This window comes from Caulobacter sp. GW821-FHT10F06, from assembly GCF_058809215.1.
Genome location: NZ_JBXASK010000001.1, coordinates 43,120 through 58,325, shown reverse-complemented (window position 1 = coordinate 58,325; position 15,206 = coordinate 43,120). Strand labels below are relative to the sequence as shown.

The following is a 15,206-nucleotide window of genomic DNA, read 5'->3' as shown; positions in this document are numbered from 1 at the left end:
GGACAGGCCTCCGAAACCCCGAAAAATGGACTTTGCTTGACGATACCCGACTCATGAAGCCGGATAGTCTTGAGAACCCTGCTCACAGCCATGCTTGAGTTTTGGGCGTTAAGGAACAGATTTCCGTAACGTAAGCGCCAAACCCGTTTTTCTAATATGAGTGGAAACTTGCTCCAAACAGGAGAACGTGACGCGGGGGAAAGTGAAAAGGCGTAACCTATCGCTGATCACTTAGGTTGGCGGCAGTTGACAGTCAAAGAACGCAAGTATGCAATCGCCTTATGCTGCGAGGGGTCGGCCGTACGCCCGCGTAGCGCCAATTGTACGGCGCCGAGGAAACAAACGACGCCCGCAGAAGTCCGGCAAAAGGACTCGCGGCGTTCAGGGAGGGAATTCGAATGTCGCAATCTCTGCGTTTGCGGAGCCTGTTGGCCATGGGCGCTTCGGCGGCCGCGCTGACAGCCATCGCCACCCCCACTTTCGCCCAGCAGGCCAGCGGCCAGCAGACCACCGTCATCGAGGAACTGGTCGTCACCGCCCAGAAGAAGGAAGAAGCCCTTCAGGACGTGCCGATCGCGGTCTCCGCCTTCAGCCAGGACACCCTGGAAGCCCAGAAGATCGACGGGGGCCCCAACCTCCAGCAGGCGATCCCGAACGTCACCTTCGCCAAGAGCAACTTCACCAACACCTTCAACTTTCAGATCCGCGGCATCGGGGCCAAGGCCGTCGGCGCTTCGGCCGACCAGGGCGTCGGCGTCCACATGAACAACGCCCCGCAACAGGCGGGCAATCTGTTCGAAGCCGAGTTCTACGACGTCGAGCGCGTCGAAGTGCTGCGCGGACCGCAGGGCACGCTGTACGGCCGTAACGCCACCGGCGGCGTGGTCAACGTGATCACCGCCAAGCCGACCGACACCTTCGAGGGCATGGTCCGCGCCGAGGTCGGCAACTACGGCTCGCAGAAATACCGTGCGATGGTCAACGTGCCGATCGCCGGCGACAAGCTGGCCGTCCGCGCCGCGGGCGTCCTGGTCAAGCGCGACGGCTTCGTCACCAACACCTTCAACAATCACAAGGTCGACGATCGGGATCTGTATTCGACCCGCGTCCAGGTGATGTTCAATCCCACCGAGAAGCTGCGCACCAACTTCCTGTGGGAACGCTTCAACGAGGACGACAACCGTGCCCGCACCGGCAAGCAGCTCTGCACCAAGGACAACGGCCCGGCCACGGTCGGCGGCGTCCCGACCGGCGCCTCGCGAGTCTTCCTGACCCAGGGCTGCCTGCCCGGCTCGCTGTACAACGCCGCCGCCTATGGCACGGTCAACACCTCAGGCACGCTCACCGGCCTGCTGGGCAACCTCTTCGGGTTCACCTCGGGCGACGCCAACGCCGGCGACACCACCTCGACCGACCTGCAGCAGATCGAGACCTCGCTGGACCCGATCTACCAGTCCAAGTCGAACACCTACCAGTTCACCCTGAACTACGACCTGACCGACGAACTGTCGGTGACGGCCATGACCTCGTACGGCAAGGGCACCGTCTACACCAAGCAGGACTACAACCGGAACGTCTCGCCGATCCCGTTCAACAGCACGGCCCTGACGCCCGGCGGCTTCTTCAACGATCCGCAGGTCGGCAACACCAACAAGTTCACCACCATCGACGTCTCGTCGGGCCGGTCCGAACAGTTCAGCCAGGAACTGCGCCTGCAGTCGAACTTCGACGGCCCGCTGAACTTCAACGTCGGCGGCATCCACTTCACCTACCGGACGCTGACCGACTACATCGTCATCGGCAACTCGCTGACCCTGTCGAGCCTGGCCCTGAACTTCCAGAAGACCGGCAACCCGAACTGCAACGCGGCGACCACCGCCAACTGCATCGGCATCGACACCTCGGCCACGCCGACGGGCGACGGCCACAACTACTATGACAACCGCACGCCCTATAGCCTGGTGTCGGACGCCCTGTTCGGGGAACTCTACTTCCAGGCCAATGACGACCTGAAGTTCACCCTGGGCCTGCGCCAGACCCGTGACAAGAAGTCGGTCAAGAACTACTCGACCGTCCTGCTGGCCGCCGGCACGGGCCTGACCCTGAACCCGTCAAACCCCGACCAGCGCGCGCGCTTTAGCGAGCTGACCGGCCGCTTCGGCTTCGACTACAAGGCCCATCTGGGCTTCACCGACGACACCCTGATCTATGCCTTCTATTCGAAGGGCTACAAGGGCGGCGGCATCAATCCGGGGGTCCCGGCCAACGCCGTCGGCGTGCCCCAGACCTTCGACCCCGAATTCGTCAACGCGGTCGAAATCGGCACCAAGAACACGATGCTCGGCGGCAGCCTGCTCTTCAACGCCACGGGCTTCTACTACGACTACCAGGGCTACCAGATCTCGAAGATCGTCAACCGCACCTCGGTCAACGAGAACGTCAACGCCTCGGTCTACGGCCTTGAGCTGGAGTCGATCTGGTCGCCGGTTCACAACCTGCGCCTGAACGCCAATGTCGGCTACCTGCACACCAAGATCGGCGACGGCGTCACCTCGATCGACACCATGAACCGCACCCAGGGCAACGCCGCCTACACGGTCGTGAAGGTGGGTCCGAACTCGTCGGCCGTGGGCGCCAACTGCGTGCTGACAACCGCCGGCGTCGCCACCCTCATCGCCGCCGGGGCCGGCGCCACCCTGCCCTTCGCCTGCTCGGGCGCGGCGGCCTATCAAGGCTTCCTGGCCACGCCGGCGGCGCTCGGCGGCGCGGGCCTGCCCGCTCCGACGGCGGCCTTCCTGGCCAACGCCACCGGCCTCTACAACTACGGCGCGGGCTATTCGATCGAAGGCACGGCTGCGGACCTGTCGGGCAACGAACTGCCCAACTCGCCGCACTGGACCACCTCGGTCGGCGCCCAGTACACCTGGGACTTCACGGGCGGCTGGTCGGCCACCCTGCGCGGCGACTACTACCGCCAGACCGGCCAATACGCCCGCGTCTACAACACCTCCTACGACAAGCTGAAGTCGTGGGAGAACGCCAACGTCACGCTGAAGATCGAGAAGCCCGAGTGGGGCCTGTCGGTCGACGCCTACGTCAAGAACCTGACCAACGACACCCCGATCGTCGACGCCTACACGACCGACGACTCCTCGGGCCTGTTCACCAACGTCATCACCCAGGAGCCGCGCCTCTACGGCGTGAGCATCACCAAGAGCTGGTGATCGCTTTCCGGGCCTGAAAGGGCGTCCGAAGACGGGGCGGCGGAGCGATCCGCCGCCCTTTTTCCGTGCGGGGTCATCTCGACGCGCGCCTGACCAGGCAAGGTCGGGCCAAGATGCGAGAATCTGCACGGACTTAACGACTCCGCAACGGCGTGCGGGCCAAGGTGTCCCTTCACAGACGCCAGCGAAGCGGCCGCATGGAAACGCTATCTCGTCTCATTGATCGCCGCGCCCCGATCGCCCCGGACACATCCTGCCAGGATGTCCTGGCGATCTTCACGGCCGATCCCCGCGCCTTCTCGGTCGCCGTCGTCGACGGCGGCAAGCCGCTGGGCGTCGTCTATCGCGACGTGTTCGTCGGCGTGATGGCCGTCGCCTCCGAGATCCTGACGGGGGAGCCGATCACCAGGGCGATGGACGCCACGCCCCGCATCGTGCAGGCCAATCAGGAAATCGCCGGCTTCATCGACGGCCTCGCTGAAAGCGCCTCGCCGGTCTTCCGCACCGCCTTCATCGCCGTCGACGACGATGGCGACTATCTCGGTGTCGGCGGGCTGGGTTCGCTGCTGGCCTCCTATCGCCGCCGTCAGCGCGAGGCCAAGGAAGCCATGGCGCTGGTCGAGCGCATGGCGGCCGATATCAATCATCACCTGGACGGCGTGCTGGCCATCACCGAAAGACTCGAGCAGCAGCGCCTGACGCCCGACGCCTCGGCCTTCGTGCGCGCCATCGGCGACACCAGCCGCGACATGGGCGCGATGCTGGGCCGCGCCATCGACCTGCACCGCTCCACCGTCGGCAATCTGCCGATGACGCCCAAGCCGATCCGCCTGCGCGACATGGCCGATGCGGTCGAGGCCCGCTGGTCGGCCCGCGCGGCCGAGGGCGGTTCGACCCTGCTGTTCTCCTACGATGGCGAGCCGGAATGCGGCGTCGAGGCCGACGACGAGCGCCTGATGCAGGTGTTCGACGCCCTGATCGAGAGCGCCCTGGCCAGCGGTCGCGGCGTCATCGAGGCCTGCCTCCAGGCCCGCCAAGGGGTGGATGGCGTCCACCTCGACGGCAGCGTCCGCGACAACGCCGCCGGCGCGGCCGAGGATCGCCTGGCCCGCGTCTACGCCCCCCTCGGCGCCGAGCGCATCGAGGATCGCACCGAGATGGCGCTGGGCGTCGGCATGGCCCTGGCTCACCGCATCATGCGCGGCATGGGCGGCGAGGTCACCGCCGAGGCCAATCGCGGCGCCGGTCTGACCGTGCGCTTCGCCTTCGTCGCCCCGTCCGCCGAGACCAATGACGTCGCCGTGGCCGAACCGACCATCGACGCCCGCGCCGCCCACATCCTGATCGTCGACGACAACGCCACCAACCGCATGGTGGCCGAAGCCCTCTGCGACATGTTCGAGTGCACGTCCGAACAGGCCGTCGACGGCGTGGAGGCCGTCGAGATGGCCAGGAGCGGCCGCTTCGACCTGATCCTGATGGACATCAAGATGCCGCGCATGGACGGCGTCGCCGCCGCCCGCGCCATCCGCGAAATGCCCGGTCGCCCCGCCACGACCCCGATCGTCGCCCTGACCGCCAACGCCGACCCGGCCGACGTCCAGACCTATCTGGCAGCCGGCATGCAGGACGTCGTCGAAAAGCCGATCAAGCCCGAGCGCCTGGCCATCGTGCTCAGCGCCCTGCTGGGCGGCGACGACGACGAAGGCGCCGAGGAAGCCGCGGCCTGATCCGCACACGCTCCGCGAGCAGTCTCTGGGCAGAACGCGTTACAGGCTTTACTCTGTTTTTGAGTTGAAGACGGAGTTCGCGTGCTCAACACCGCCGAGCGGATGGCCTGGGATTTTCTCAGCAAGGCGCAGCACTACGCGACCGCCGACGAAGTCGAGACGCACTTCGGCCTGGCCCTCGCGGCCTTCGGCTATGATCGGTTCTGCGCCACGCTCGTCAACGCCGACCACTATGGCCGGGAGCCGCCCACCCTCAGCCGCCAGGACTTCGACGCCTGGGACGCCCGCTACTGGGGCGAGCGCTATGTGGTCCATGATCCCTGCGTGAAGCTGCTGATGAAGTCGACGCGGTCGTTCGCCTGGTCGGACGCCAAGCCGTTCGGCGACAACCGGGCCGACCTGATGTGGAACGAGGCCTCCGAGCAGGGCATGAACGACGGCTTCGTCGTTCGGGTGTTCGGTCCGGCCGGCCACGAGGTGCTGATCCGCATGGCCACCGAGGCCCGCGAGACCGACCCCATGGCCCGCGCCGTCATCGAGAGCCTGGCCACCGTGTTCGGCACCATCATGCTCAAGCACTGGGAAATGCAGGACGACAATCCCGACTACGGGGTGATCTCCGAGCGTCAGGCCCAATGTCTGTACTGGGCCAGTCGAGGCAAGACCGACTGGGAGATCGGCGCAATCCTGGAGCTGTCGCCGCGCACCGTCCACCATCACATCGAGAACGCCAAGAAGCGCCTGGGCGTGGTGAAGCGTCAGGAAGCGGTGATGAAGGCGGGCGAACTGGGCCTGCTGGCGAAGGGCTAGGCCCGTCTCACCACTTGCGCTTGCCGGTCAAAACCTCGAACCACAGCCGAAAGTCGCCGGCCAGGCTGTAGAGCGGATATTTGAACGTCGCCGGCCGGTTCTTCTCGAACACGAAGTGGCCGACCCAGGCGAAGCCGTAGCCGACCAGCGGCGCGGCGATGAACCAGCGCGGGTCGACCAGCGCGCCCAGAACCAGGCAGACGATCACCAGGCTCGTCCCCGTCACATGCAGCCGCCGGCTCGTCGGATTGACGTGCTCGGTCAGATAGAACGGGTAGAAGGCCGCGAAACTGCGATAGCTGGTCGGAAACGGAGCTCATCGGGCGATGTTCGCCCCGCCGCCCGCCGATGGCAAGGCCGCCCGCACCGCGTCCATCGCTGGTCGATTGGCGGTCACGCCCCTGGAAAACAGGCGCCTGCCGCGGGTTTGAGCAGGCCTTTGTGCGGAAATGCACAGCGCGCGGCGAGGGGCATAGGCCGTTTGGCCTATCGCTATCGGCCGGCGTCCTGACACTTAATCACGGCCGTACTTCTGGGGAACGGTCATGATCCACATCGTAACGTCCGAGAACCGTCATCTGTATGGCCCGCAGCTGTGGGCCATGCATGAACAGCGGCGACTGCAATGCGTCGAGAAGAACGGCTGGGTCGACCTCGTGGTGCTGGATGGCGGCGAGATCGACGACTACGACGACGCCCGCGCCATCTACCTCCTGGGCTTCAATGACGAAATGCAGCTGGAGGTCGGCCTGCGGCTGCGCCCCACTGACGACCGCTGCATGCTGGCCGACAAGTTCCCCCACCTGATCGCTCCGGGCGAGACGCCCAAGAAGGGCCGCGACGTCTGGGAGGCCAGCCGCCTGTTCACCACCGAGGCCTATCGCAAGCGCAAGGGTCCGGGTCGCGGCGAGCGGGTGTTCGAGGCATGGGCGGCGGCGATGGAGCTGGCCCTGGCCAATGGCGTCACGCGCTTTGTCGGCATGATCGACATGCAGCTCTATCCCGGGATCATGAACTCGCCGATCGACACCCGCCTCGTCGGCCTGCCGCGCCCGTACGAGTACGGCGTCGTGGCGGGATCGGAGATCGCCCTGTCGCGCGGCCTGCTCGAGCGCGTGCTCGAGGCGCTCGGCCGCGAGTCGCCGCTGGGCTATCACGTCGACACCATGGACATGCTCGCTTTCGGCGACCTGGCCGCAGTGCAACGTCAGGTGACCCGCGCGATGACCCCTCAACTGTCCGCCGGGGCCGAGCGCGACGAAACCCTGGCCGCCGAAACGCTGTTCCGGCTGCATGACACCTCGGGCCAGGCGCGCCGAATCTGGGCCGAGCGCGACAGCGGGCGTCCGATCGGACTGCACGCCTGAGGCGAAAGTTTTGCGGAAACAAACGTTCGCGAACCCGATTTGAGGACAATTCCACAACCAGCGCGACGTAACGCCGCGCATACTTCCGCCAAGGTCACGGTCGTGTCATTCTGCGTGAACAACCGTTGGAGGCGAAAAACATGAGCGAAGAAACCGAAGGCCGTCGTCCGAACCCGGTCGACTTGCACGTCGGCGGACGCGTTCGTATGCGCCGCAAGCTGCTCGGCGTCAGCCAGGAGCAGCTTGCCGATTCCCTGGGCCTGACCTTCCAGCAGGTGCAGAAGTACGAGCGTGGCGCCAACCGCGTCAGCGCCAGCAAGCTGTACGAGATCGCCAAGACCCTGCAGGTCCCGGTGTCATTCTTCTTCGACGGCCTGGCCGATCCCATGGGCGGCTCGGAAGTCGACGACGCCAGCCAGCACGCCGAGCGCGTGGTGCAGGAGTTCCTGACCACGCCGGAAGGCATGGAACTGGCCGAGGTCTTCCCGCGCATCGGTCGCGGCCGCGTTCGCCGCCAGGTCCTCGACCTGGTGCGCGCCATGGCCGACGAAGCCGGTCGCGGCGAATCCGCCGCCTGATTTCAGCAGCCTGAAGCTGAAGCCTTGAGCCCTGACGGTCTGCCGCCAGGGCTTTTTGCTGTCGGGAACCTAGCTGACCGAGGCCCTCGTCAGGGACGCCGTCCAGATGTTCTTGGCGGTGCGGGCCGAGGCGTGGGTCAGGCCGCGCAGGTCGTGGGTCTTCAGGATCTTGAAGCCGACCTCCCGATCCTTCTGCCAGGCCGTCTGGACGTCGTGGGCCAGGCCAGCGGCGAGATCGACGAGCTGCACCTTGGAGGGCGGGGCGACCCCGGCCAGCATCTGCACGCGAACGCCAGAGTCCGAGACGTCGCGGATCACGCAATCCCAAGCGAAGGAGCCGCAAAGGACCTTTCCGGCCCTCTGGGTCGACATGCGGGGCGCGCCCCGCCGATCGCCTTCGCTACCTGACGCGTACTTCGACATGAAGGTATAAACGCATGGCGCGGTTAATCGGCCGTGCAACGGCGCCTCTTTTCTCGCCTTCCGGGACGCTTTATCGCTATTAACCCTATGAAATAGCGCACATTTTGTTAGATATCCGACAGAACGACGGCGCTTGCCCACGCGCGACCAGACGTTAACCTCCGCGGGGCCACTATGTGTGGCGCAGCAAACTGATCGGCACGGGAAAAACCCGGCCACGAGGAAACGCCAATGGCTCTGGGATCGGTTCTTCTGGCCGACCTGAACGGTCGCGATCTGGTTCTGGCGATCACACGCCCAGGCGAGCCGCCACGCGATCACCGCACACTGCCCTGCGCCTCTCTGGCGGACCTTGAGACGGCTTTGACGGCCGCCGCGCTGGAGATCGGGTTCGACAACCTGATCGGCGCGGCCGTCTGCGCGGCGGGTCCCGAGATCGATGGCGAGATCGTGCTGACCAGCGCCGGCTTCACGGTCGGCCAGAGCTGGCTGCGCAGCCTGCTGCGGACGCCGCGCGTCCACCTGATCAACGACTTCACCGCCTGCGCCATGGGCGCGCCCCGGCTGTCGGCCGACGCCCTGGAGACGCTCCATGACGGCGTCCCGTCCAAGTCCGCGACCATCGCTGTGGTCGGTCCGGACCTGGGCCTCGGCGTGGCCGCCCTGGCGCCGCTGCGCTCCGACGGATGGCTGGCGGTGCCCAGCGAGGGCGGACATGTCGACTTCGCGCCGGGCGAGCCGCGCGAGGCGATGATCTTCGAGCGCCTGCGCGCCGGACACGACCACATCTCGGCCGAGCGGCTGCTGAGCCAGACAGGCCTTGGCGAAATTCACGCCCTGCTCGCCGCCCCCGAAGCCGCGATTTTTTCGCCCACCGATGACAGCGTTATCATCGAAACTTGCAGGGCCGGCGATCCTGTCGCCAAGGAAGCGATCTCGATCTTCAGCGCCCTGCTCGGCGCCTTCGTCGGCGACGTCGCCCTGCTCTATGCGGCGCGCGGCGGCGTCTATCTGAACAGCCCCTTGCTGGAGCGCCTGGACGGTCTGCTCGACCGCGAGGCCTTCGCCCGCCGCTTCCGCGCCAAGGGCCGGATGAGCGGCTATCTGTCGACCATCCCGGTCTATCTGGCGCGCGGCCGCTGCACCCTGCTGGGCCTCTCCAGCCTCTTTTCGCCGAGCGACCTGCGCTACAACGCCAGCGAGGTCGAGTTCCTGGACTGCTGATCCGCCCCCCGGGACGAAACGTCGCACCCCTCGCCAACGGGCTGGAAAGGCTCACGGCGCAGATTGCGTCCAGGCGCGACGGAAGCGCCTGGAGCGCGCTTCGCATGCTGGGCCATGTCCGCCTGTTGGACGATCAGATCGACGAGATCGCCGTCGCGGGCCGCAGCGCCCGCCCGGGTCGCCTGGGCATGGCCGTGCTGATCTTCGGTTTCCTGATCTTCCACATGGGCTGGCGCGTGGCAGCGATCTGGTTCGCCGCCGCTCTGCTCGCCGAGGGTTATGGCTGGGCGATCAGCCGGGTAGCGACCTTGCTGCGCTTCAGCGTGCGCCAGCGCCGCCTGGGCTATGTCTCGGCCGTCGTGTTCATGGTCAGCGTCTGGACGTCGCTGGCCGTGGTGCTGTGGCTGTCGGGCGACCAGGCCCTGCGCTTCGCCGCCATCTGCCTGTCGGCCGGCCAGATGATCCACGCCCAGGCCGTGACCTTCCGCTCGCGGCTGCTGTTCGCGATCGACGCGGGCCTGCCCGCCCTGTCCCTGGCCCTGATGCCGATCCTGTTCGGCGGCTTTTCCGGAGGCCGGCTGGCCACGATCCTGTTCGCCGTGTTCCTGGTCATGATCTACACGGTGTCCAGCGCCAGCGCGAACGCCAAGCGGGTCACCGCCCTGGAAAGCGCCGAGCGCGCCGCCATGGCCGCCAGCGACGCCAAATCGATGTTCCTGGCGACCATGAGCCACGAGTTGCGCACCCCGATGAACGGCGTGCTGGGCATGGCCCACGCCTTGAACGCCAGCGGTCTGACCCCGCGCCAAGCCGAGCACGTGGCGATGCTGATCCGCTCGGGCGACGGCCTGATGACCATCCTCAACGACATCCTGGACGTCTCCAAGATCGAGGCCGGCCGGCTGGAGCTTGAGGACCTGACCTTCGACATCCACACCCTGGCCGACGAGGTCCGCGGCCTGTGGCTGCAGGCCGCCCAGGCCAAGGCCGTGAGCCTGAACTGGCGGATCGCGCCTGGCGTTCCGACCTGGGTGCGCGGCGATCCGACGCGGTTGCGCCAGATCCTCAACAACCTGGTCTCCAACGCCCTGAAGTTCACCTCCGGCGGCCAGGTCAGCCTAGTCCTGGCCGTGACGCCGGAGGGCCTGATGGAGATCGAGATCTCCGACACCGGCATCGGCATGAGCGCCGAGCAGCAGGCGCGGCTGTTCCAGACCTTCTCCCAGGCCGACGCCTCGATCACCCGACGGTTCGGCGGCACGGGTCTTGGCCTGTCGATCTGCCGGCAGCTGACCGAACTGATGGGCGGGACCATCGCGGTGCGCAGCGCGCCCGACCAGGGCTCGACCTTCGTCCTGCGCCTGCCGCTGCCGTCCGCCGCGCCGCCCGTCGCCGGCCTGGTCCCGGAGCGCCTCGGCATCGAAGGCCTGGACGTGCTGGTCGCCGATGACAACCCGGTCAACCAGGTGGTGGCCCGGGCCATCCTCGAGGCCGCCGGGGCGCGGGTCGAGGTCGCCGACAACGGCCGCCACGCCCTGGAGCGCCTGGGCGAGCAGGCCTTCGACGTGGTGCTGATGGACGTCAACATGCCCGACATGGACGGGCTGGAGGCGCTGAAACGCCTCCGCACCGGTGCGGCGGGCGCGTCCAACCTGCCGGTCATCGCCCTGACCGCCGACGTCATGCACGGCGACGAGGACGCGCTGCTGGCCTGCGGTTTCGACGCCGTCCAGCCCAAGCCCATCAAGCCCGCCGACCTGATCCTGACCATCGCCGCCCTATGCGCCAAGCCGACCGAGCAGGTCGAGGCCGCGCCGAGCCTGACGCCGGTCTAGGCGCTAATCGTCCAGCTTGGCAGAGAGCCGGGCGATGTCGCGCAGCAGCGGGCCGCGCCGGCGTTCGCGCTCCTTGGCCAGGGCGGCGGCGTCCTCGTCCAGCTTGCGGCGACGCGCCTCCAGCGCGTCCTGCGCCTGCTCGAACTCGGCGTCCGCCGCGGCCAGGGCCTCGCGGGCCGCCTTCAGCTTGCGCCGGTCCTCGGCCTTGGCCGACGGCTTGGGCGCGCTGGGCCTGGGCATCTTCTCCACGGCGGCCTTCAGCCCGGCCTCGGCCCGCCGGATCACCGCCCCGGGCGCGGCGATCGCCGCCGCCGCATCCGGCCCTTCGGCGATCTCCTGGGCCACGCCCTCCTTGAAGAGATCGCGGTCGGTCTCCCAGGCCGCCAGGGCCTTGGCGCGCGAGCTTGCCGCCACGGTGTAGCGGTGGAAACCATCCGACCAGGTGAAGATCCTCGGGGCGCGGGCCATGGCGGGGCAACGGCCGGCCGGCGGCGAAGTTGCTTCGATTTCCGCCACGCGCCGCAACGCCCATGCTTGACCATGGCCATCGCGCGCGATCGTCGTCTAAGGTCTCGCCCACATCGGGGAGAATCGAACAATGAAGCGCGCTCTGCTGGCCACGGCGGCCATCCTGGTTCTCGGCGGCCCGGCCCTGGCCCAGACGCCCGCATCCCAGACCGCCAAGGCCGACGCGCCCAAGACGGACGCCCCGAAGCCGGACAAGCCCAAGTGGGACGTCCGCAACCCGCCCGGCTACACCCTCGATCTGAAACTGGACGTCACCGAAGGCTCGTGGATGGCGCTCGACGTCAGCCCCGACGGCAAGGAGATCGTCTTCGACCTGATGGGCGACATCTATGTCATGCCCATCGGCGGCGGCGCGCCCCGCAACATCGCCAGCGGCATTTCCTGGGACATGCAGCCCAAGTACTCGCCCGACGGCAAGCAGATCGCCTTCACCTCCGACCGGGGCGGCGGAGACAACATCTGGGTGATGAACCGCGACGGCTCCGACCCCAAGGCCGTGTCCAGCGAGACCTTCCGCCTGCTGTCGCAACCCACCTGGTCGCCGGACGGCCAGTTCATCGTCGGCCGCAAGCACTTCACCTCGACCCGCTCGCTCGGGGCCGGCGAGATGTGGATGTACCACCGGGCGGGAGCCGGCGGCGCGGGCGTGCAGCTGACCGAGCGCCGCACCCAGCAGAAGGACAGCGGCGAGCCAGCCTTCTCGCCCGACGGCCGCTATCTCTACTACAGCGACGACGTCACCCCGGGCGGCGTGTTCGAGTACAGCAAGGATCCCAACACCGAGATCTACGCCATCCAGCGGCTGGATCGCGAGACCGGCGAGACCCGCAAGTTCCTCGGCGGTCCCGGCGGCGCGATCCGCCCGACGCCTTCGCCGGACGGCAAGTCCTTGGCCTTCATCCGTCGCGTTCGCTACCAGTCGGTGCTGTACGTGATGGACATCGCCTCGGGCGCCGAGACCAAGGTCTATGACCACCTCGACCGCGACATGCAGGAGACCTGGGCCATCCACGGCGTCTATCCGGCCATGAGCTGGACGCCGGACGGCAAGTCGATCGTCTTCTGGGCCGGCGGCAAGATCCAGCGCGTCGACGTGGCCAGCAAGGCCGTGACCGACATCCCCTTCCACATCGTCGACACTCGCAAGGCCCGCGAGGCCGTGCGCTTCCCGGTCAAGGTCGCGCCCGACACGTTCGACGTGAAGATGATCCGTTGGGCCAAGACCTCGCCGGACGGCTCGAAGGTGGTGTTCGAGGCCCTGGGCAATCTGTGGATCCGCGACCTGCCAACCGGAACGCCGCGCCGCCTGACCAAGCAGACCAACCATTTCGAGCTCTATCCGTCGTGGTCGCGCGACGGCAAGTCGATCGTCTACACCACCTGGAACGACGAGGAGCTGGGCAGCATCCGCGTGGTGCCGGCCGCCGGCGGCGAGGGCCGCAAGGTCAACAAGACCCCCGGCCGCTTCGTCGAGCCGGTGTTCTCGCCCGACGGCAAGACCATCGTCTATCGCACCTCGACCGACGGCGTGCTGCTGAGCGCCCTGTGGACCCGCAACCCGGGCATCTATCGCGTGCCGACGGCTGGCGGCGATCCGGTGCTGATCACCGACAAGGGCAGCGCCCCGCAGTTCGGGGCCAGCAACGACCGCGTCTACTTCACCGGGCGCCAGGACAAGCTGATCGCCCTGAAGTCGGCGGATCTCGGCGGCCACGATGTGCGCACCCACCTGACGTCGGAGTTCGCCTCCGAATTCGCCGTGTCGCCCGACGAGAACTGGGTGGCCTGGAACGAGCGCTTCAACGCCTATGTCGCGCCCTTCGCCAAGTCGGGCCGCGCGATCAGCGTCAGCGTGGACGGCAAGGCCATCCCGCAGGCCAAGGTCACCCGCGACGCCGGCGACTGGGTGCACTGGTCGGGCGACAGCCGCACCCTGCACTGGGCCCTGGGCCCTGAACTGTTCAGCCGCGACCTCAAGCAGAGTTTCACCTTCGTCGACGGCGCGCCGACCGAGCTGCCCAAGCCGCCCGAGGCCGGGATCAATCTCGGCTTCCAGCAGACCGCCTTCAAGCCGAGCGGCCGCGTCGCCCTGACCGGCGCGCGTCTGGTGACCATGAAGGGCGACGAGGTCATCGAGGACGGCGTCGTGGTGCTGAACGGCAACCGCATCGAGGCCATCGGCGCCAAGAGCTCGGTCACCGTCCCGGCCGACGCCAAGGTCATGGACATGACCGGCAAGACCATCACGCCCGGCCTGATCGACGCCCACTGGCACGGCTCGATGGGCTCGGACGAGATCATCCCGCAGCGCAGCTGGGTGGACTATGCGGCCTTGGCCTTCGGGGTCACCACCATCCACGACCCGTCCAACGACAGCAGCGAGATCTTCGCCCATTCCGAGCTGCAGCGGGCCGGCAAGGTGGTGGGGCCGCGCATCTTCTCGACCGGCACCATCCTCTACGGCGCGGCCACGCCCTTCACCGCCAAGATCGACAGCCTGGACGACGCGGTCGGCACCCTGCGCCGCATGAAGGCGGTCGGGGCCTGGAGCGTGAAGAGCTACAACCAGCCTCGCCGCGACCAACGCCAGCAGATCATCGAGGCCGCCAATGAGCTGGGCGTGATGGTCGTGCCGGAAGGCGGCTCGCTGTTCGAGCACAACATGACCATGGTCATCGACGGCCACACCACCGTCGAGCACTCGCTGCCCCTGGCCCACATCTATGCCGACGTGAAGCAGCTGTGGCCGCAGACCAAGGTCGCCTACACCCCGACCCTGATCGTCGCCTATGGCGGCAATTTCGGCGAGAACTACTGGTACCAGGCCACCAAGGTCTATGACGATCCGCGCCTGACCCAGTACGTGCCGCGCCGCCTGCTGGACGCTCGCGCCCGCCGCCCGGTGCTGACGCCGGACGAGGAACTGAACCACATCTCGATCGCCCGCGAGGCCACGACGCTGAGCCGCTTGGGCGTCTCGGTGCAGATCGGCGCCCACGGCCAGCGCGAGGGCCTGGGCGCGCACTGGGAGCTGTGGGGCTTCGTCCAGGGCGGCATGACACCGATGGAAGCCCTGCACGTGGGCACCATCAACGGCGCCAAGGCCCTGGGCCTGGACAAGGACGTCGGCTCGCTGGAGCCCGGCAAGCTGGCCGACCTGATCGTGTTCGACGCCAACCCGCTGGAGAACATCCGCAACACCTCGACCATCGCCTACACCATCGCCAACGGCCGGGTGTTCGACGGCAAAATGAACGAGGTGGGCAAGCCGGCCCGCCCGCCGTTCTGGTTCCAGAGCGCGGACGGCGAGGCGTTGAACGTCGACCTGACCGAGGCCGATACGCACGGGCACGTGGACTAGGAGACAGATCTTGGACGTGCGTCCGCCGCCTCACGCCCCTGGCTGTGAGTGGGTGGGAAGGGTCGCGGAGCGCCCGGGCCTCGCCCGGATGTAGGGTGTGTAGAAGTACCGTTTCGACGAAGACGA

10 protein-coding genes and 1 pseudogene are annotated in these 15,206 nt (G+C 67.3%); 8 read left to right on the top strand and 3 right to left on the bottom strand.

Annotation, left to right across the window (positions count from 1 at the left end; all coding sequences use genetic code 11):
• Positions 1–398: 398 nt before the first annotated feature.
• From AC1RUS_RS00220 to AC1RUS_RS00210, 3 genes are all read left to right on the top strand, one after another.
• Positions 399–3,224, top strand: coding sequence for a TonB-dependent receptor (locus tag AC1RUS_RS00220; RefSeq protein WP_492911844.1), 2,826 nt, complete (start codon positions 399–401; stop codon positions 3,222–3,224).
• A gap of 197 nt (positions 3,225–3,421) precedes the next feature.
• Positions 3,422–4,954: a response regulator gene (locus AC1RUS_RS00215; RefSeq protein ID WP_492911842.1), complete on the top strand. Its 1,533-nt coding sequence runs from the start codon at positions 3,422–3,424 to the stop codon at positions 4,952–4,954.
• Between the two features lie 81 nt (positions 4,955–5,035).
• On the top strand, positions 5,036–5,764 hold the full coding sequence (locus AC1RUS_RS00210) for a helix-turn-helix transcriptional regulator (protein WP_492911840.1): 729 nt from the start codon (positions 5,036–5,038) through the stop codon (positions 5,762–5,764).
• A gap of 7 nt (positions 5,765–5,771) precedes the next feature.
• Here the strand turns inward: AC1RUS_RS00210 and AC1RUS_RS00205 are convergent.
• Positions 5,772–6,062, bottom strand: a pseudogene (locus AC1RUS_RS00205) (Mpo1-like protein); the annotation flags it as partial.
• Between the two features lie 247 nt (positions 6,063–6,309).
• Here AC1RUS_RS00205 and AC1RUS_RS00200 point away from each other — a divergent pair.
• Both AC1RUS_RS00200 and AC1RUS_RS00195 read left to right on the top strand, forming a co-directional pair.
• Positions 6,310–7,131 (top strand): acyl-homoserine-lactone synthase, encoded by an 822-nt coding sequence (locus AC1RUS_RS00200; RefSeq protein ID WP_492911838.1) that lies wholly within the window; start codon positions 6,310–6,312, stop codon positions 7,129–7,131.
• 140 nt (positions 7,132–7,271) lie between these two features.
• Positions 7,272–7,709, top strand: a complete 438-nt coding sequence (locus tag AC1RUS_RS00195) for a helix-turn-helix domain-containing protein (RefSeq protein ID WP_492911836.1) — start codon at positions 7,272–7,274, stop codon at positions 7,707–7,709.
• Between the two features lie 69 nt (positions 7,710–7,778).
• On the opposite strand, the gene AC1RUS_RS00190 is transcribed toward AC1RUS_RS00195, so the two are convergent.
• Positions 7,779–8,027 (bottom strand): PilZ domain-containing protein, encoded by a 249-nt coding sequence (locus tag AC1RUS_RS00190; RefSeq protein WP_492911834.1) that lies wholly within the window; start codon positions 8,025–8,027, stop codon positions 7,779–7,781.
• Between the two features lie 336 nt (positions 8,028–8,363).
• Between AC1RUS_RS00190 and AC1RUS_RS00185 the strand changes: the two genes are divergently transcribed.
• On the top strand, positions 8,364–9,356 hold the full coding sequence (locus AC1RUS_RS00185) for a glucokinase (RefSeq protein WP_492911832.1): 993 nt from the start codon (positions 8,364–8,366) through the stop codon (positions 9,354–9,356).
• Positions 9,357–9,460: 104 nt separating this feature from the next.
• Complete coding sequence (locus AC1RUS_RS00180) at positions 9,461–11,191, top strand: ATP-binding protein (RefSeq protein ID WP_492911830.1); 1,731 nt, start codon at positions 9,461–9,463, stop codon at positions 11,189–11,191.
• 3 nt (positions 11,192–11,194) lie between these two features.
• Here AC1RUS_RS00180 and AC1RUS_RS00175 read toward each other — a convergent pair whose 3' ends face one another.
• Positions 11,195–11,707: a hypothetical protein gene (locus tag AC1RUS_RS00175; RefSeq protein WP_492911828.1), complete on the bottom strand. Its 513-nt coding sequence runs from the start codon at positions 11,705–11,707 to the stop codon at positions 11,195–11,197.
• 82 nt (positions 11,708–11,789) lie between these two features.
• Between AC1RUS_RS00175 and AC1RUS_RS00170 the strand changes: the two genes are divergently transcribed.
• Positions 11,790–15,080 (top strand): amidohydrolase family protein, encoded by a 3,291-nt coding sequence (locus AC1RUS_RS00170; protein ID WP_492911826.1) that lies wholly within the window; start codon positions 11,790–11,792, stop codon positions 15,078–15,080.
• Positions 15,081–15,206 lie beyond the last annotated feature (126 nt).

Coding starts and splice junctions, on each gene's coding strand:
- AC1RUS_RS00220 (WP_492911844.1), top strand. CDS start 399: ATGTCGCAATCTCTGCGTTTGCGGAGCCTGTTGGCCATGGGCGCTTCG.
- AC1RUS_RS00180 (WP_492911830.1), top strand. CDS start 9,461: ATGCTGGGCCATGTCCGCCTGTTGGACGATCAGATCGACGAGATCGCC.
- AC1RUS_RS00215 (WP_492911842.1), top strand. CDS start 3,422: ATGGAAACGCTATCTCGTCTCATTGATCGCCGCGCCCCGATCGCCCCG.
- AC1RUS_RS00170 (WP_492911826.1), top strand. CDS start 11,790: ATGAAGCGCGCTCTGCTGGCCACGGCGGCCATCCTGGTTCTCGGCGGC.
- AC1RUS_RS00200 (WP_492911838.1), top strand. CDS start 6,310: ATGATCCACATCGTAACGTCCGAGAACCGTCATCTGTATGGCCCGCAG.
- AC1RUS_RS00195 (WP_492911836.1), top strand. CDS start 7,272: ATGAGCGAAGAAACCGAAGGCCGTCGTCCGAACCCGGTCGACTTGCAC.
- AC1RUS_RS00185 (WP_492911832.1), top strand. CDS start 8,364: ATGGCTCTGGGATCGGTTCTTCTGGCCGACCTGAACGGTCGCGATCTG.